The sequence below is a fragment of the Bittarella massiliensis (ex Durand et al. 2017) genome (assembly GCF_017566145.1).
GTDB classification, from domain to species: domain Bacteria; phylum Bacillota; class Clostridia; order Oscillospirales; family Ruminococcaceae; genus Bittarella; species Bittarella massiliensis_A.
This window is the reverse complement of the sequence record NZ_JABFCL010000001.1, coordinates 389,632-406,206: the sequence shown is the minus strand read 5'-3', so window position 1 is coordinate 406,206 and position 16,575 is coordinate 389,632. Positions and strand designations below refer to the sequence as shown.

Annotated in this window: 13 protein-coding genes; 9 read left to right on the top strand and 4 right to left on the bottom strand. The window is 63.2% G+C overall.

All coding sequences use genetic code 11. The features are described from left to right. Positions 1 to 83: 83 nt before the first annotated feature. The 3 genes from sigG to sdaAB all read right to left on the bottom strand — a co-directional run bounded on the left by sigG (position 84) and on the right by sdaAB (position 2,651). Entirely contained in the window at positions 84 to 857 is a 774-nt protein-coding gene (sigG, locus tag HJY11_RS01930) for an RNA polymerase sporulation sigma factor SigG (RefSeq protein WP_208074464.1), read from the bottom strand. A 234-nt stretch (positions 858 to 1,091) separates the two neighbouring features. Next, positions 1,092 to 1,964 carry an L-serine ammonia-lyase, iron-sulfur-dependent, subunit alpha gene (sdaAA, locus tag HJY11_RS01925; protein WP_208074379.1) on the bottom strand — a complete coding sequence of 291 codons (873 nt, stop codon included), beginning with the start codon at positions 1,962 to 1,964 and terminating at the stop codon, positions 1,092 to 1,094. A 15-nt stretch (positions 1,965 to 1,979) separates the two neighbouring features. Next, complete coding sequence (gene sdaAB, locus HJY11_RS01920; RefSeq protein ID WP_208074378.1) at positions 1,980 to 2,651, bottom strand: L-serine ammonia-lyase, iron-sulfur-dependent subunit beta; 672 nt, start codon at positions 2,649 to 2,651, stop codon at positions 1,980 to 1,982. Between the two features lie 293 nt (positions 2,652 to 2,944). Here sdaAB and HJY11_RS01915 point away from each other — a divergent pair, with 293 nt between their 5' ends. From HJY11_RS01915 to spoIVA, 6 genes are all read left to right on the top strand, one after another. Next, positions 2,945 to 3,235: a YlmC/YmxH family sporulation protein gene (locus HJY11_RS01915; RefSeq protein ID WP_208074377.1), complete on the top strand. Its 291-nt coding sequence runs from the start codon at positions 2,945 to 2,947 to the stop codon at positions 3,233 to 3,235. 142 nt (positions 3,236 to 3,377) lie between these two features. Then, complete coding sequence (rpsB, locus tag HJY11_RS01910) at positions 3,378 to 4,103, top strand: 30S ribosomal protein S2 (protein ID WP_208074376.1); 726 nt, start codon at positions 3,378 to 3,380, stop codon at positions 4,101 to 4,103. A gap of 111 nt (positions 4,104 to 4,214) precedes the next feature. Continuing rightward, entirely contained in the window at positions 4,215 to 5,123 is a 909-nt protein-coding gene (gene tsf, locus HJY11_RS01905) for a translation elongation factor Ts (RefSeq protein ID WP_208074375.1), read from the top strand. Positions 5,124 to 5,522: 399 nt separating this feature from the next. Next, positions 5,523 to 6,635, top strand: coding sequence for a nucleoside 2-deoxyribosyltransferase (locus HJY11_RS01900; RefSeq protein WP_208074374.1), 1,113 nt, complete (start codon positions 5,523 to 5,525; stop codon positions 6,633 to 6,635). A 286-nt stretch (positions 6,636 to 6,921) separates the two neighbouring features. Beyond that, complete coding sequence (locus tag HJY11_RS01895) at positions 6,922 to 8,460, top strand: DUF3794 and LysM peptidoglycan-binding domain-containing protein (protein ID WP_208074373.1); 1,539 nt, start codon at positions 6,922 to 6,924, stop codon at positions 8,458 to 8,460. 18 nt (positions 8,461 to 8,478) lie between these two features. After that, on the top strand, positions 8,479 to 9,951 hold the full coding sequence (gene spoIVA, locus HJY11_RS01890; RefSeq protein ID WP_208074372.1) for a stage IV sporulation protein A: 1,473 nt from the start codon (positions 8,479 to 8,481) through the stop codon (positions 9,949 to 9,951). A 184-nt stretch (positions 9,952 to 10,135) separates the two neighbouring features. Here the strand turns inward: spoIVA and HJY11_RS01885 are convergent, their stop codons facing one another. After that, positions 10,136 to 11,044, bottom strand: a complete 909-nt coding sequence (locus HJY11_RS01885) for a hypothetical protein (RefSeq protein ID WP_208074371.1) — start codon at positions 11,042 to 11,044, stop codon at positions 10,136 to 10,138. A gap of 1,007 nt (positions 11,045 to 12,051) precedes the next feature. Between HJY11_RS01885 and HJY11_RS01880 the strand changes: the two genes are divergently transcribed. The 3 genes from HJY11_RS01880 (at position 12,052) to HJY11_RS01870 (ending at position 16,565) form a co-directional block, all read left to right on the top strand. Beyond that, positions 12,052 to 13,866, top strand: coding sequence for a sensor histidine kinase (locus HJY11_RS01880; RefSeq protein ID WP_208074370.1), 1,815 nt, complete (start codon positions 12,052 to 12,054; stop codon positions 13,864 to 13,866). Further along, entirely contained in the window at positions 13,863 to 15,290 is a 1,428-nt protein-coding gene (locus tag HJY11_RS01875) for a helix-turn-helix domain-containing protein (RefSeq protein ID WP_208074369.1), read from the top strand. The genes HJY11_RS01880 and HJY11_RS01875 overlap by 4 nt, the downstream gene beginning before the upstream one ends. Before the next feature lie 180 nt (positions 15,291 to 15,470). Further along, positions 15,471 to 16,565, top strand: a complete 1,095-nt coding sequence (locus tag HJY11_RS01870) for a BMP family ABC transporter substrate-binding protein (RefSeq protein WP_208074368.1) — start codon at positions 15,471 to 15,473, stop codon at positions 16,563 to 16,565. The last annotated feature ends 10 nt before the right edge of the window (positions 16,566 to 16,575 follow it).

Sequence of the window (16,575 nt, the reverse complement as noted above, 5' to 3'; positions counted from 1 at the left end):
GGACCGGATATAAACCGGATATAAAACAGAACAAAGGGGCGGGGAAGCCAATTGCTTTCCCGCCCCTTTTCGCACTGTGGTCCCTATAGTTCCCTTTTGATCTTTTCCAGAGCAGCCTTTTCCAGGCGGGAGATCTGCGCCTGGGAGATGCCGATCTCCTCGGCCACCTCCATCTGGGTTTTGCCCCCCAAAAACCGCAGCGAGATGATCTTTTTCTCCCGCTCGCTCAAAGCCTGAATGGCCGTGCGCATCGAAATTTCGCTCTGCCAGTCGGTGGCGTCGCTGGTATCGCCCACCTGGTCGATGACGAAGAGCATGTCCCCCCCGTCTTGATACATGGGCTCGTAGAGGGAGACCGGGTCGACAATGGCCTCCAGGGCGATGACCACGTCGCTGACCTCCATCCCCAGGGCGGCCGCCAACTCGGTGGTGGTGGGCTCCCGCCGGTTTTCCGCGATAAAGGCCTCCTTGGCCTTCATGGCCTTGTAGGCCACATCCCGCAGGGAGCGGGAGACCCGAATGGGGTTGTTGTCCCGCAGGTAGCGGCGGATCTCGCCGATGATCATCGGCACCGCATAGGTGGAAAAGCGCACCTGATGGCCGGTGTCGAAATTGTCGATGGCCTTGATGAGGCCGATGCAGCCCACCTGGAAGAGATCGTCCAGATTCTCCCCCCGGCTGGCAAAGCGCTTGATGACGCTGAGCACCAACCGCAGGTTGCCCGAGATCAGCTGTTCCCGGGCCGACCGAGAGCCGCTCTCCCGATAGCGCCGAATCAGCTCTTGGTTTTCCGCCTCCTTGAGGACTTTTAACTGCGCGGTGTTGACCCCGCAGATTTCCACTTTGCCACTGTACAAAATGCCCACACGCCCTTTTCTCTTTACGTACAGTGACAGTATGGGCCCCCGGCGCAGAGCCCATGCGCGGGGATGGCTGGGAAAGGTTGACAGGGGGGGCGATCTGCTTCTCTTTTTTTACATAAAAGGGAAAGTAAAGGAAAAGCCGAAAAGGAGTTTGAAACCGATTGGGCGGGCAGAGAGAAGACCGCCCCCGGGGATGTTCCCCGGGGGCGGTTTTCTCTCTTCTCTTCTCTATTCTCCGAACACCTGCTTTTTGTAGCGCAGGCCGGTGGGGGTGGTGGCCACCCCGCCCTTGGCGGTCTCCCGCAGGGCTTCGGGGAGCATCCGCCCCACCTTGTACATGGCGCTGACCACCTCGTCAAAGGGGATCATGGAGCGAATCCCCGCCATCACTAAGTCGGCCGCGAGGATGGCGCCCGCCACCCCCGAGGCGTTGCGCTTGGCGCAGGGGATCTCCACCAGGCCGGCCACCGGGTCGCAGACCAGGCCCATCACGTTTTTCAGGGCGATGGCCGCCGCGTCCAGGCACTGCTGGGGGCTGCCGCCCTGCATCTCGGCGAGGGCGGCGGCTGCCATGGCCGAGGCGGAGCCGCACTCGGCCTGGCAGCCCCCTTCGGCCCCTGAGACGGTGGCGTTTTTGGAGATGATCATCCCGATATAGGCGGCGGTGGCAAAGCTCTCCAGCAGGGCCTCCTCACTTATATCCAGCGTCTCGGCGGCGGCGAAGAGGGCGCCGGGGACGATGCCGCAGCTGCCGGCGGTGGGGCAGGCCACAATGGGCCCCATGGAGGTGTTGACCTCAAAGCAGGAGAGGGCGTAACACATGGCCCGGGCCACCGTGTCCCCGCTCAAGGGGGAGCCCTCGCCGCTGTAGCGGTAGAGGCGGCTGGCGTCCCCCCCGGTGAGCCCGCTGACCGAGGACACTGGGTTGTGCAGGGTGGAGTGGCAGGCGGAGTACATGACGTTGCGCCGCTTTTTCAGCCGCTTAAAGACCTCCTCCCGGCTGCACTCGCTCACCTGCATCTCGTGGCTGACGGCCACGTCACAGATGCGCAGGCCATTTTTCTGGCAGTGTTCGGCCAACTCAAAGCCGTATTTGAACATCGCTCGCGCCCTCCCTTAAAAACTCTTGATGGCCAGCACATCCACCATCTTGTCGATGGTGCGGATGCGCTGGATGCTGTCTTCATCCACCGGGCTGTCCACCTCGATGATGGCGGTGGCCAGCTTGCCCTTCTGGCTGCGGGAGAGGTTGATGGAGACGATGTTGATCCCCGCGTCGGAGATGGCCGAGACCACGTTTTTGATGACCCCCACCTTGTCCTGGTGTTTGGTGACGATGGCCGCGTACTCGCCCGAGATGCTGGTGGCAAAGCCGCCGATGTCCACGATGCGCACTTCGCCGCCGCCCACCGAGCAGCCGGTGAGACTGTGTTCCACCCCCTGGTCGTCGGTGAGGACCACCTTGACGGTGTTGGGGTGCACCTCGCCCAGGTCGGTGGGGACAAATTCCACCGCGATCCCCCGGCTCTCGCAGATGTCCAGGGCGTTTTTGATGTCGGGGTCGTAGGTCTGCATCCCCAGGATGCCGGCGGCCAGGGCCCGGTCGGAGCCGTGGCCTTTGTAGGTCTGGGCAAAGGAGCCGTGCAGGTAGAACACCGCCTTGCGGATGTGCTGGCAGAGCATGCCGGCGGCCCGGCCGATGCGCAGGGCCCCCGCCGTGTGCGAGCTGGAGGGGCCGATCATCACCGGCCCCAGCACGTCAAAGAGACTGGAGGAGGAAGAACTCATGGAGATACCGCCTTTCTCATGTCTGGCAGGCCGGTTTGCCCGCCGCAAAAAAAGGGGCGCACGCCGCCCCCCGGAAACCACCTTTATTATGGGGCAAAGGGCGCGGAAAAGTCAATTGCCCACCCGCCAAAAACAGCCCCCAAAAACTGTTCATAGCGCGCGGACAACCCCGGATGCTGTCTTTTTTGCAAAAAGGGGACGGGCTTTGTCGAATAGAGCGGGTGCCGGGGGGCATACACTGTGGGGAGAGGCCGCGCACCGGGACTCGAGCGCGGGGGAGGAGGAGACCGGCGATGGTGAGCAGTTTTTACGATCTGCGAGACAAGGACGTGGTCAACATCAAAGACGGGGTCAAACTGGGCGAGGTGTGCGATCTGGAGTTTGACGGCGAGAGCGCCCGGATCACCGCCATCGTCCTCTTCGGCAAGCTGAAGTTCTTCGGGCTGTTGGGCCGGGAACCCGACATCGTGGTCAAGTGGGAGGAGATTCAGACCATCGGCAGGGACACCGTGCTGGTGGACTACCTGGAAAAGCCCGAAATCCGCAAGAAAAAAGGGGCCCTTCTGGACAAATTTTTTGGCTAGACGGGCTTGCCACCTGCCGGAGGGTATGCTATAATATCTCGGTAAAACACACGCTGGGCCTGTGCGGAAGGTTGCGGGGAATTCCCCGTGAGACCGCGCCATAAACCCAGCGGAGGAAACAAAACCTAGGAGGAAAGAAATCATGGCAGTAGTATCTATGAAACAGCTTTTGGAGGCCGGCGTTCACTTCGGCCACCAGACCAGAAGATGGAACCCCAAAATGGCGCCCTACATCTTCACCGAGAGAAACGGCATCTACATCATCGATCTGCAGAAGACCGTCAAAAAGCTCGACGAGGCCTACAACTTTGTCCGCAGCGTCGCCGAAGAGGGCAAATCCGTCCTGTTTGTCGGCACCAAGAAGCAGGCCCAGGAGTCTGTGAAGGACGAGGCCACCCGCGCGGGCTGCCACTACGTCAACGCCCGTTGGCTGGGCGGCATGCTGACCAACTTCCGCACCATCCGCAAGCGCATCGACCGGCTGTATCAGCTGAACAAGATGAAAGAGGACGGCACCTTTGACCTGCTGCCCAAGAAAGAGGTCACCAAGCTCAACCTCGAGATCGAGAAGCTGGAGAAATTCCTGGGCGGCGTCAAGACCATGGACCGGCTGCCCGGCGCCCTGTTCATCGTCGATCCCCGCAAGGAGAAGATCGCCGTGGCCGAGGCCAAGAAGCTGCACATCCCCATTGTCGCCATCGTCGACACCAACTGTGATCCCGACGACATCGACTACATCATCCCCGGCAACGACGACGCCATCCGCGCGGTGAAGCTGATTTCCGGCGCCATGGCCAACGCCTACCTGGAAGGCCGTCAGGGCGAGCAGATGGAAGAGGCCGCCGAGGCCGAGGAAGCCGCTGAGTAATCAGCCCCCATACGCCGAAAAATGCCCGCGCAGGTTGCACGGGCATTTGTGCGATATATCCGCCCCCGCAAAATATGTATTTTAAATCACTGGCATATAGGAGGAAGTACAATGGCATTTACTGCAAAAGACGTAAAAGAGCTGCGCGAGAAGACCGGCTGCGGCATGATGGACTGCAAGAAGGCCCTTACCGAGGCCGACGGCGACATGGAGAAGGCCGTCGAGCTGCTGCGCGAAAAGGGCCTGGCCGCCGCCGCCAAGAAATCCAGCCGGGTCGCCGCCGACGGACTGGTCTACGCCTATGTCGACGAGGCCGCCAAGGTGGGCGCCTTAGTCGAGGTCAACAGCGAGACCGACTTTGTGGCCAAGAACGCCGACTTCAAGGACTTCGTGGACACCTGCGCCAAGACCGTCATCAAAGAGAACCCCGCCGACGTGGCCGCCCTGCTGGCCTGTAAGGCCGCCGGCAGCGAGGACACCGTCGAGGCCCTGCTGCGGGACAAGATCCTCACCATCGGCGAGAACCTGATCGTCCGCCGCTTCGCCCGCTTCGAGGGCGAGGTCGTCACCTACATCCACGGCGGCGGCACCCACGGCGTCATGGTGCTCTTCGACACCGACCTGGCCGGGAAAGAGGGCTTTGCCGCCTACGGCAAGGACGTGGCCATGCAGATCGCCGCGGCCAACCCCACCTATGTCTCCAAGGACGAGGTCCCCTCCGACGAGATCGAGAAGGAGAAGGAGATTCTGCGCGCCCAGGCCCTCAACGAGGGCAAGCCCGAGGCCATCGTCGACAAGATGGTCAACGGCCGCATCAACAAGTACTACAAAGAGGTCTGCCTGCTGGAGCAGCCCTTTGTCAAGGACCAGGACCTGACCGTCGCCAAGTACACCGCCCAGGTGGCAAAAGAGCTGGGCGGCAACATCTCCATTGTCAAGTTCGCCCGCTTTGAAAAGGGCGAGGGCATCGAGAAGAGAGAGGACGATCTGGCTGCCGAAGTCGCCAAGATGGTGAAATAGGCGAGATCGACCGTTTGAAGAGGGCCCGGGGCAAATCTGCCCCGGGCCCTCTTTGCGCCTTGTGCCGCCGGCGGGGAAGGGGAATTTCGGCAGAGACGGCATCCGCCCCACAGGGAGCGAAAACGGAGGGCGCGACTGCCTCCAGGGAGCGGCGCGGGCCGGCTGCGGAAGGGTCCGCCTTTCCAAAACGCCCCGGCCGCCGAAGGGGGATAGGGCAGGCCTCCCTGCAACCGTTTGCCGTAAAAATTTCGCCCGGTTTTTTGTGCGACGCGACAAGGGCTTTTGTATTGACAAGCCCCGCCCTTTGCTTTACTCTGAAAATAAGTGAAAATGTCCCAGAAGCCCTTTGCCCATTGCGGTGGAATTTGGTTCCGCCGCTCTTTTTAAGGAGGAAAAAATATGCATCAGTACAGCCAATATCCCGACGAGAGCCTCTACATCGCCGGCCCCGAGTGCTTCTACACCGGCGGCTCCAACTCCCTGGCGGCCATGCGCAAAGAGTCCGAGTTCTACGGCTTCCAGGTGGCCCTGCCCAACGACAAAAAGCTCGACTGGTCGGACACCGAGCCCCGCGACAACGCCCGCTCCATCTTCCAAAACTGCGCCGACAGCATGGCTGTCTCCACCGCCATCCTCGCTGACCTGGAGTCCTTCCGCGGAACCGAGCCCGACGGCGGCACCATCTACGAGATCGGCATGGCCTACGCCCGCGGCCTGCGCTGCTACGCCTATACCCGGGACCTGCGCCCGGTGGTGCACAAGTACCAGAGAGCGGCCCTGAAAGAGGACGGCAAGGTCTACGATCTGGACGGCCGGGTCCTCCCCCACATGGACATCCCCTTTGCCCCCTGCATCGTCGGCTCCTGCAAGATCGTCGAGGGCAAGTACACCGACTGTCTGAAGGCCCTGCGCACCGATTTGGACGAGGAGCGCAAGCACAAGGCCAAGCGCCAGACCCCCGCCGTGGACCACAGCGCCGAAGTCACCCTGGAAAAGGGCGACAAGCCGGTGGTCTACCTGGCCGGGCCCGAGCGGTACGACCCCGACGCCGCCGAGAAGTACGCCGCCATGAAGAAGCTCTGTGAGAAGCGGGGCCTGGTGGCCATCACCCCCCTCGACGCCGCCCCCGGCGTGGCCGAGGTGGCCTCTGACGACCCCTACACCAAGGCCTACAACCTCTTTGACCGCTGGCAGCAGCACGTGCGCAACTGCGACATCATCATCGCCGACTTGAGCGACTACCACGGCTTCGAGCCCAACAGCGACGTGGCCTTTGAGTGCGGCATGGCCTGGCAGCTGGGCAAAAAGTGCTTTGCCTACATGCACGACGCCACCTGGATGCGCCAGCGCATTGCCCACTACGGCGAGGACAAGGACAACCGCGACATCTACGGCAACGACGTGGAGAACTTCAACTACCCGGTCAACCTGATGTTCTCCGGCTCGATGCCCGTCTACGGCGGCCGGTTTGAAGAGATCATCGACCAGGTGATGGCGGAACTCAACAAGTAATGCGTTTCATCCCGGGCCCCCTCTGTAAAGAGGGGGCCTTTTTTGTTGCCTGGGGGAGGGAAAGCGGCGAGCAGTACTGCCAAATCACCCACCTGTTGCAGCAGGGGAGACGGGCTGCCGGAGGGGAGAACTGCATATGCCGGGTAACCTCGCTTTTCCCCTCTGCGCAGAGGTCCCCCTCTCTTTCCCCGCAAAAAAAGCCGCCCCGTCCCGGCGGCCCTGGCATATCCGGCCAAGCCGCCCAATAGAATGGAAGTAAAGCATTGACTTTAGGAGGTTTTTCGCTATGGAGCTCAAAAAGGCCACCCGTTCCTACCAGCTCAGCCAAGTGATATTGGATAAAACGTTTGAACAGACCGTGGAGAGCGAGTTCATCCTGCCCGACTATCTGGCCGAAATTGTCCGGATCGTCAAGTGCATGGGCACCCCCCACATCGTCTCCAAACAGAGGGTGGATCAGAAGATCGTCCTCGACGGCTACGTCAACTTCCACCTGCTCTACACCTCGGAGGACGGTGTCAAGCTCTACAGCTTTGAGCAGTCCATCCCCTTTACCAAACAGATCGACGTCAAGGTGGCGGTGGAGGACGCGCTGGTGGAGACCGCCGTCAAGGGCGAGTACATCAACTGCCGGGCCACCAATCCCCGCGCCATCTCGGTGCGCAGCTCGGTTTCCATCCGCGTCAAGGCGGTGGGGAAGGCCGAGCAGACCGTCCTCTCGGACGTCAGCGGCATGGGGGTGCAGATGAAGAAGGAGCGCTTTTCCGCCACCGTTCCCGCCGCCTCGGGGCAGAAGGCCTTCAGTCTGGAGGACGAGACCGACCTGGCCCTCTCCAGCCCGCCGGAGGCGGTGTTGGGGGTGGACAGCTACCTCTCCATCGACGACTACAAGGTCATCACCGGCAAGGTCATCCTCAAGGGCGAGTGCCGCAACCACGTCAGCTATCTGCTGCAGAACAACCAGGTGGAGAGCGCCGACTACACCATCCCCGTCAGCCAGATCGTGGACATTGAGAGCTGCAGCGCCGACATGGCCTTCTCGGTGCGGGCGGCGGTTCTGGACTGCAAGGCGGAGCTCAAACAGAACATCGAGGGGGAGAACACCGTCCTCTCCACCCAGATGGTCTGCGAGGCCTCGGTGGTCTGCTACCGGCAAGAGGAGATCGAGACCATCCGCGATCTCTTTTCCACCACCTTTGAGAGCGCGTACAAGACCCGGCCCTTCACTGCCAGCTCGGTGACCATCCTCCCCAAGCAAGCCTTCACCGTCACCCGCCAGGTCAAGCTGGACGGCCCGGCCCTGGCCTCCGTCTACGACGTCTGGGGGGAGGTCAACCTCCTCACACAGAAGATCGAGGAGGGGATGTTGGTGGCCGCCGGCAACGTCAAGGCCACCGTCATCGGAGCCGACGGGGAGGGGGGCCTCCACTTCTCCGAAAAGAACGTGGACTTTGAGACCCGCATCCCCGCCCCCGGGGACGGCCAGAACCAGACAGCTGACTTGGCTGTCAAGCTGACCGGCAGCAGCGCCTCCCTCGCCCCGGACGGCGGGGTGGAACTGCGCTTTGATCTGGAGGGGGAGGCGGTGCTCACCTCCACCTTCACCGGCAATGTGGTGGAGGATCTGTCGGTGGACGAGGAGTCGCCCAAGGAGACCGACAAGAACATCGCCCTCACCATCTACTACTGCGACAGGGGGGAGGACGTCTGGCAGATCGCCAAGCGCTACAACACCTCGGTGGAGGGAATCGTGCAGGAAAACAGCCTGGAGGGAGACACCGTGCCCGAAAAGCGGACGCTGCTCATCCCGATCGTGTCCGAATAGGAAAGTGGGGGTAAAAAAATGAACGACATCTATCAAGACATCGCCCGCCGCACAGGGGGTTGCATCTACGTGGGGGTGGTGGGCCCGGTGCGCACCGGCAAATCCACCTTCATCAAGCGGATGATGGAGACCATGGTCATCCCCAACATCGGCGATGACGCCATCCGCCAGCGGGCGGTGGACGAACTGCCCCAGTCGGCAGCCGGCAAGATGATCATGACCACCGAGCCCAAGTTCATCCCCGAGGAGCCGGTGGAGGTGCAGCTGGACGGCGGCTCCCACTTCAAGGTGCGGATGGTGGACAGCGTGGGCTTTGTGGTGCAGTCGAGCATCGGCTACACCGACGGCGAGGGCTCCCGGCTGGTGGACTCCCCCTGGTCGGACACCCCCATGCCCTTTGAGAAGGCCGCCGAGATCGGCACCGAGAAGGTCATTCAGGAGCACGCCACCGTGGGGGTGGTGGTGACCACCGACGGCTCCATCTGCGAAATTCCCCGGGAGGACTACGCTGAGGCCGAGACCCGGGTCATCAAAGAGCTCAAGGAGCTGGGCAAACCCTTTGTGGTCATCCTCAACTCGGCCCACCCGGGGGACGAGCGCACCCTCCACCTGCGCGACTACCTGCAGGAGCGCCACCAGGTGCCGGTGCTGCCGCTGAACTGCCTGGAGCTGTCGGCCGCCGACATCACCGGCGTCCTCAAGGGGCTGCTGCACGAGTTCCCGGTCAAGGAGATCTCCATCCAGATGCCCCGCTGGATCAACACCCTGGAGAAGGACCACTGGCTCAAGTCGGCGGTCTTCGGCAAGATCACCGAGCTCTTCGGCGAGGTGGACCGCATCTCCCAGATCGACGAGACGGCCCAAAAGCTCTACGACTGCCCCCAGATCTCCAACGTCAACGTCAAGTCCATCGACCTGGGCACCGGCGCGGCCAGCCTGAATATCGGGTTGGAGAGCGACCTCTTTTACAAGATCATCGCCGAGAACACCGGGCTGGACCTAAACGACGAGTCCGATTTGATGCCCTGCATCGTCTCCCTGGCCAAGGCCAAGGCCGAGTACGACAAGATCAAGGACGCCATGGCCGAGGTGGAGGCCACCGGCTACGGCATCGTCATGCCCACCATTGACGAGCTCTCCCTGGAGGAGCCGGAGATCGTCAAGCAGGGCGGGCGCTACGGGGTTCGCCTCAAGGCGTCGGCCCCCTCCATCCACATGATGAAGGCCAACATCACCACCGAGGTGTCCCCCATCGTCGGCAGCGAGAAGCAGTCGGAGGAGCTGGTGATGTACCTGCTCAAGGAGTTCGAGGAGAGCCCGGGCAAGATCTGGGAGTCCAACATCTTCGGCAAGAGCCTGCACGACCTGGTCAACGAGGGGCTGCACAACAAGCTCTACCGAATGCCCATGGATGCCCGCACCAAGATTCAGGAGACGGTGGAGCGGGTCATCAACGAGGGCTGCTCGGGGCTCATCTGCATCATCATCTAGAGAAACCCCAGGGACGTGAAAAACGGGTGGCCTAAAAATGCCCGGCGGCGGGCAAACCAGGGGGACGCGGGATTTCTCGCCCCCCTGGTTCCGCCTGGCGCAAAAGGGCAAAAAGAGACCCCGCCGTATGGCGGGGTCTCTTTTGTCATGGGCTGTGTGCTGCGGCGTGGATTGTCAAGTTCGCTTAAGCGTCGCGGCGGCGCTTTTTGGCGGCCGCCAGCCCCAGCGCGCCGATCGCCATCAGCAGCCCCCAGAGGGCGGGGGAGGCGTCATCGCCGGTGTCGGCGGTATCCCCGCCCAGCAGCTTGGCCTTCGGCTGGGGATCCATCCTCTCCCGCTGCCGGTCATTCAGCTGGGAATAGCGCTCCCGCAGGTCAGCCAGCGCGTCGGGGTCCGCCTGGCGCAGGTCGTCGGGCAGCTGGCGGACGGCCTCTTCCAGCGCCTCCACCTCTTCCACCTGTTTGAGGGCCTCTTCCAGCTGGTCGCGCAGGTCCTCCAGCTCCTCCTTCTGCGCCGGGGTGGCGTCAGGGTCACGGTGAATCTCCTCCGCCTTCTCCTTCACCGATTCGATGTCCGCCCGGTGGTCACCCGACACATTGTCCGGGGTCACCTCCTCGATGGGGGCGGGGATGTCGCTCACCGGTTGGGTGGTGACCTTGTACTCGGTCAAATTGCCCGCCAGGTCCACAGCCACCAGGGTGTATTCGGCTGTCTCCCCGGTGGTGGGCAGGGTCAAGTTCACCGAGCCGCCCACCTGTTGAGGGGCAAACTGGCCGATGGAGATTCCGTTTTGCACCCCGGCGATCACCGGCGGGGTCAAGTCCACCAGCAGGGGGTAGGAGAGGGGGGGCTGGTTGCCGGCCACATCGGTGGCCCGCAGGAATACCAATCCCCGGAAATCGCCGGTAAAGGGGATGGCGATGGAGCCGTCTTCGTCCGGGGTCAAATCGCAGACCCAGGGGGCATCGGCGGCCGGGGTATAGGGATCCGCCGGGTCGGCGGTGGGGTAGAGCAGGTACTCGATGTGCGCCAGGCCGCTGGTGGCGTCGCTGGCCCGCACCGCCAGGTCGATGGGGGGTGTAGAGCTGGGCAAAGCCCCCGTTGCCCGGCAGTACAGGGTGTCCCTTGCCGTCCCGGTAGGTGACGGAGATGTCCTGCCCCGGCCTCAATACCGGGGCGGCACTGTCGATCTTCACCGTCTCCGATGCCGGCTGGGTCACCGCACCGGTGGCCTCCTGCCGCAGCTGCACCTGGAGGGGGTGCGCGCCGTCACCGGTCAGGGACAGGCCCTCGCCCCAGGCGAGGGGGGGTGTCAGCAAGTCGGCGATCTGCCGGTAGTCGCTCTGGGCGGTGGGGGCCACGCTCACCGGGCCGGTGAACCAGCCGCTGTCATTCTTGCGCGCCCCGGTGATCTGGTACTGGCCCTGGTCCTGGGTCACCGCCACCGTGGCGGGGTTGACGCTCTCTATCTGGTAGTTGGGGGTTTCCCACAGGTCGCCGTCGGCGCCCTGAAAGCCGGTCAGGTTGAGGGCGTAACTGCCCGCCGGGCTGGTGGCGGTGAGTTCTGTTCCATGGCCATTTTGACAGGTGAACTGGGGGGCACCCAGGTCGCTCACCGGGCGGTTAAAGGGATCGGCAGCCCGGCTGTCCGGCGCTGCCAGCCACTGCACCCCGTAGAGGGGCACCGCCTCGCCCACCCTTTTCTCCGCCGGGGTGGCGGTGGGGCCCACCCGCATTTCCCGCGGGGTGATGGAACCCGCTGTCTCCAGGACAGTGGGCGCCAGGGTGTGCTTTTTCATTCGCAGCAATTTTTGTCAATAAAGCATAAAAAAAGAAGCCCTGTTTTAACAGGACTGTCCAACAGAAAGAGGGTGTATTCGGGTTTGCAGGGGCGAATGAAAAAGCACACAATTCCCCGTTTATATAAGTGTATCATTTTGTTTAAAAAAGCAATTCTTTCTGTCTGGCAGGCCGTGGGAAAAACGGCCCGGCGGCCACAGAAAGGGGGAGTGCCCACCCCGTTTCAATTGACAAACCCCGCCCGGCAACGGTATGATGGCTGTGTAAAAATGCTGTCGGGGGGAGTCGAATTTGGCGAGGATGCATAAAAGACAGGGCCTGAGCATCAAATACAAGGTGTTCCTGCTGGTGTTCTGCCTGCCGGTCTCGGTGGTGGCGCTGGCGGTCTGGGCCCTTTTCGGCAATGCCCAGCAGGCGCTGGAGCAAAACCTCTTTGAGATGCAGCGGGCCTCCTCCTCCCAGCTGGCCCAGGCGGTGGCCAGCTACAGCCTCTCCACCGACCGGCTCCTCCACAGCCTGGCCGAGGACAGCGCCATCATCGCCGCCCTTGAGACCCCGGCCGAGCAGGTGGACGAGGCCAGCCAGCGGGAGGCGCGCGTCAAGCTGCTGGACCGCTGGAGCGCCCAATCCGCCGGCACGGCCGCTGCCGACCCCTACTCCTCCCTCACCTACTCCTCGGGCGGCTACGGATACGCCATCAACGCCTATGTGGTGGGCTTTAACGGGATGTCCCTGAACACCCTCGCCTCCGACCGCTACGAACTGGAGGACCTGCAGGGCCAGGGGTGGTACCAGCAGGTGCTGGACGCCGACGGGGCCATCGTCACCAGCGGTACCTATAAGGACGAAAAGGGCAGCGGCGTCTTTCGCTACTACATCATCAAAGGGCGGCTGGTCAAGGACCACATCACCGGCAAGCCGGTGGGGATCACCTTCTTCAAGATCAGCGAGGCCAAGTACGCAGAGGCCATGGGCCCGGCCCGCAGCCAGCACCGGCAGGCCTACCTGGTCGACGGGGCCGACGCCGTCCTCTCCAGCTGGTACAAGCCCGACATCGGCCAGCCCATCGGGCAGGTGGGGAACTGGCGCAGCGAACTCTTCAAAGAGGGGGGGTACAGCGTGGCCACCGCCTCCTCGGGGGAACAGGTGATGGTGGTGCGCACCCCGGTGGAGGGCACCGACTTCACCTTTGTCGAGCTGACCCCCCTGTCGGAACTGGTGGAGCCGGTGCACGCCCTGCGCTTTTACGCCCTCTTGCTGCTGGGGGCCATCGTCCTGCTGGTGGCCCTGGCCGACTTCTTCATCACCCGCTGGATGACCAGCCCCATCCTCGCCCTGGAGGGGGCGATGGACCGCTTCTCCCGGGGGGAGTTGGCGGTGCGCACCCCGGTGGAGCGGGGGGATGAGCTGGGGCGGCTGGCCTCCTCCTTCAACAACATGGCCGCCAAGACCCAATCCCTGATTCAGTCCATCAAAGAGGAGGAGCGGCTCAAGCGCAAGGCTGAACTGGACTTTTTGCAAGCCCAGATCAACCCCCACTTCATCTACAACACCCTCTCCTCGGTCCGCTTCATGGTGGCCATGGGCAGAAACGACGAGGCCGAGGAGATGCTCATCCGCTTTGTGAAGATGATGCGCTACATCACCGACAAGACCGACAAGCAGGTGAGCTTGGCGGAGGAGGTGGAGCAGATTCAAAACTACGCCGAGATCCTCCGCTACCGCTACCCGGACAGCTTCTCCATCGCCTACGACATTGACCCGGCGGCAGGGGCGCGGCAGATCCCCTCCTTCATCCTGCAGCCCACCATCGAAAACGCCGTCTACCACAACCTGCAGACCGGCGGCCCGCCCTGCAAAATCCGGGTGCGGGCCCGCTACCGGGCGGGGGTGCTCCGCATCACCGTCACCGACAACGGCCAGGGCATCGACAAGGAGCGGCTGCAGCGCATCAAGAGTTTCTCCATCAAGATGGACGACAGCGTGGGCATCGCCAACATCCACAGCCGGCTGGAACTGGTCTACGGCAGCGGCAGCTATTTGAAGGTGCGCTCCCAAAAGGGGCTGGGCACCAGCGTGCTCTACCACATCGAAGAGGGAGGAGGACCCGCATGAAGATATTGATTGCCGACGACGAGGCGCCCATCCGCGACTGGTTTGCCTATGTGCTCACCCAGAAGGTCCCCGGGCTGAAAGCCCAGGTCGAGACCGCTGCCGGCGGGCTGGAGGCGCTGGAAAAGATGGCGGAGGGCCCGCCGGACGTGGTCTTTGCCGACATCAAGATGCCCGGGCTCGACGGCATCGGCCTCATCGAGCGGGCCAAGGAGCAGTTTCCCCGCACCGTCTTTGTCATCCTGACCAACCACGCCGAGTTCACCTTTGCCAAACGGGCGGTGGGGCTGGGGGTCTACGACTACCTGCTCAAGAGCGAGATCACCGCCCGGAAGGTGGCCCAGACCCTGGCGGACATCCAGAAGAGCTTCTTCACCGCCGTTCCCCGGCCCGCCGGGCCGGAGGCGGCCGAGCGCATCGAGGAGCCGGAGGGGGTGGACTGGTCCGCCCTGGCTGGCCGCCTGGGGGCAGATGGCCCCAGCCGCTATCTGGCGGTGGCGGTGCAGGGGGCGGACCGGGGGGCGGTGCTGCAAAAGCAGCTTCCCGACACCCCCCTGGTCCCCGTCCTCTGGGGCGACTGCTGGGAGGCGGTTCTCCCCGCCGCCGCAGCCGGATTTCCCGGGTGGGACCCCCCCTTTTCCGTCGGGCTCTCGGCTCCCCACTCCGGGGCGGAGGGGTTGCAGGACGCCCTGCAGGAGGCCGTTTTGGCCCTGAATACAGCCTTCCTCAGCGGCTGCCCCGGGCTCTATCGATGGGGGGATTTCCGGGAGCCGCCCCAGCTGGACAGCGCCCTGCACGCCCTGCGCAAGCGCCTCTCCACCGAGATTGCCTACGGGGGCGTCTCCGCCATTCGGGGCGACCTGTCGCGTTTCCTCGCCCGCGGCTCCCAGGCCGGCCCCGCCCGGGTGGACTGGGTGCGCAAAAACTGCCACCGGCTGCTGGCGCAGATGGAGGACCGTTACCTGCAGGAGCTGCGGGAGGTCGAGCCCGACGCCCGCCGGGTGGGCAAGCCGGTGCGCTCGCTGGCGGACTTTCGCGCCCAGATGGAGGAGATGCTCGCCGCCGTGGAGGAGCGGCAGAAGGAGCGGGACGCCCCCGCCATCGACACCGCCGTGCACTACATCGAGCGCCACTACGGCGACCGCACCCTCTCCCTGACCAAGATCGCCGGCAGTGTCCACCTCTCGCCTGAGTACTTCTGCCGCCTCTTCAAGCAAAAGACCGGGGTCAGCTACGGCACCTATCTCACCACCTACCGCCTCACCCGGGCCAGGGAGCTCATCTGCACCACCGATTTGAAGATGGCCGAGGTGGCCCGGCAGGTGGGGTATGAAAACGCCAGCTACTTTTCCCGCCTCTACAAAAAGCACATGGGCCTCTCCCCCGAACAGGAGCGGCGGGCCGCCCCGCCCGCGGGTCAAGAATAAAACAGAATGTCAAGATCGTACAAGTTGGCAGGTTCCTTCGATTGGGGATCTGTCAATTTTTTATGCTGCCGCGGCAAAATCCTCCATCGACAGGGGGGACGGCAAAATTCTACAATAGAGACAGGAAAAAACGGCGGGGGACAAAGCGCCCCCGCAAACCAGACAAAGGAGCGAGAAGAAATGAAACGAGAAGGCAAAAAGCGGCTGTTGGCCCTCCTGCTGGCCGGCGCCATGACCCTGTCTCTCACCGCCTGCGGCGGGGGAGAGGACAAGGGGGACAGCGGCAGCGACAAGCCCGGCAAGGACATCAAGATCGGGCTGGTCATCGGCCCCAACGGGCTGGGCGACAAGAACATGAACGACATGTCCTACGAGGGACTGGTCAAGGCCCAGGAAGAGCTGGGGATCACCCTGGACTACGCCTCTCCCGCCTCCAAGAGCGACTACGACCAGGTGCAGCGGATGTACGCCGAGAGCGGCGAGTACGACCTGATCTTCCTGGCCGGCGTTGACCAGAAGGACGGCATCACCAAGGTCGCGGCCGAGTTCCCCGACCAGAAGTTCAGCTGGCTCGACGGCAACATCGAACTGCCCAACGTCAACTCCATCGCCACCATCTGGCCCCAGCAGACCTTCCTCTGTGGCTGCCTGGCGGGGCTTGCCACCAACAGCGATATGCCCCTGGCCAACAAGGACAAGAGCGTGGTCGGCTGCCTGCTGGGCTCCGAGCAGCCCGCCCTGGTGGAGGGCACCGTGGGCTTTGAGGCGGGGGTCCGCTACACCAACCCCAACGCCACCGTCCTGCAGGCCACCATCGGCTCCTTCACCGACCCCGGCAAGGCCAAAGAGATGGCCCTGACCATGTACGACAAGGGCGCCGACTTTATCCAGCACATCGCCGGCGGTTCCGGCCTGGGTGTCTTTAACGCCGCGGTCGAGGCCAATCGTTACGCCTTCGGCGTGGGCTCCAACCAGAACGAGGTCGAGCCCGACCACATCGTCGCCACCTCCCTCAAGGACGTGCGCAACATCGCCTACAACGAGGTGAAAAAGCTCATCGACGGCACCTGGGAGCCGGGCATCCACGAGATCGGCATCATCGGCGGCGGCACCGGCTACACCGTCGAGGGTTCCAACGTCAAAGTTCCCCAGGAGATCATCGACCAGGTGGACGCCATCAAGAAAGAGATGGAAGAGGGGAAACTGGTCCCTCCGGGCCAGAAATCTGAGCTGGAAAATTGGCTGAAGCAGAATGTCTATCAGCCCGCCAAGTGAGATTTGACAT

Bases quoted from the DNA above. Each gene is read 5' to 3' on its own strand.
- spoIVA (WP_208074372.1), top strand. From the start codon at position 8,479: ATGAACGACATCTATCAAGACATCGCCCGCCGCACAGGGGGTTGCATC.
- sdaAB (WP_208074378.1), bottom strand. From the start codon at position 2,651: ATGAGTTCTTCCTCCTCCAGTCTCTTTGACGTGCTGGGGCCGGTGATG.
- rpsB (WP_208074376.1), top strand. From the start codon at position 3,378: ATGGCAGTAGTATCTATGAAACAGCTTTTGGAGGCCGGCGTTCACTTC.
- HJY11_RS01900 (WP_208074374.1), top strand. From the start codon at position 5,523: ATGCATCAGTACAGCCAATATCCCGACGAGAGCCTCTACATCGCCGGC.
- HJY11_RS01915 (WP_208074377.1), top strand. From the start codon at position 2,945: ATGGTGAGCAGTTTTTACGATCTGCGAGACAAGGACGTGGTCAACATC.
- sdaAA (WP_208074379.1), bottom strand. From the start codon at position 1,964: ATGTTCAAATACGGCTTTGAGTTGGCCGAACACTGCCAGAAAAATGGC.
- HJY11_RS01875 (WP_208074369.1), top strand. From the start codon at position 13,863: ATGAAGATATTGATTGCCGACGACGAGGCGCCCATCCGCGACTGGTTT.
- HJY11_RS01880 (WP_208074370.1), top strand. From the start codon at position 12,052: ATGCATAAAAGACAGGGCCTGAGCATCAAATACAAGGTGTTCCTGCTG.
- HJY11_RS01870 (WP_208074368.1), top strand. From the start codon at position 15,471: ATGAAACGAGAAGGCAAAAAGCGGCTGTTGGCCCTCCTGCTGGCCGGC.
- tsf (WP_208074375.1), top strand. From the start codon at position 4,215: ATGGCATTTACTGCAAAAGACGTAAAAGAGCTGCGCGAGAAGACCGGC.
- HJY11_RS01895 (WP_208074373.1), top strand. From the start codon at position 6,922: ATGGAGCTCAAAAAGGCCACCCGTTCCTACCAGCTCAGCCAAGTGATA.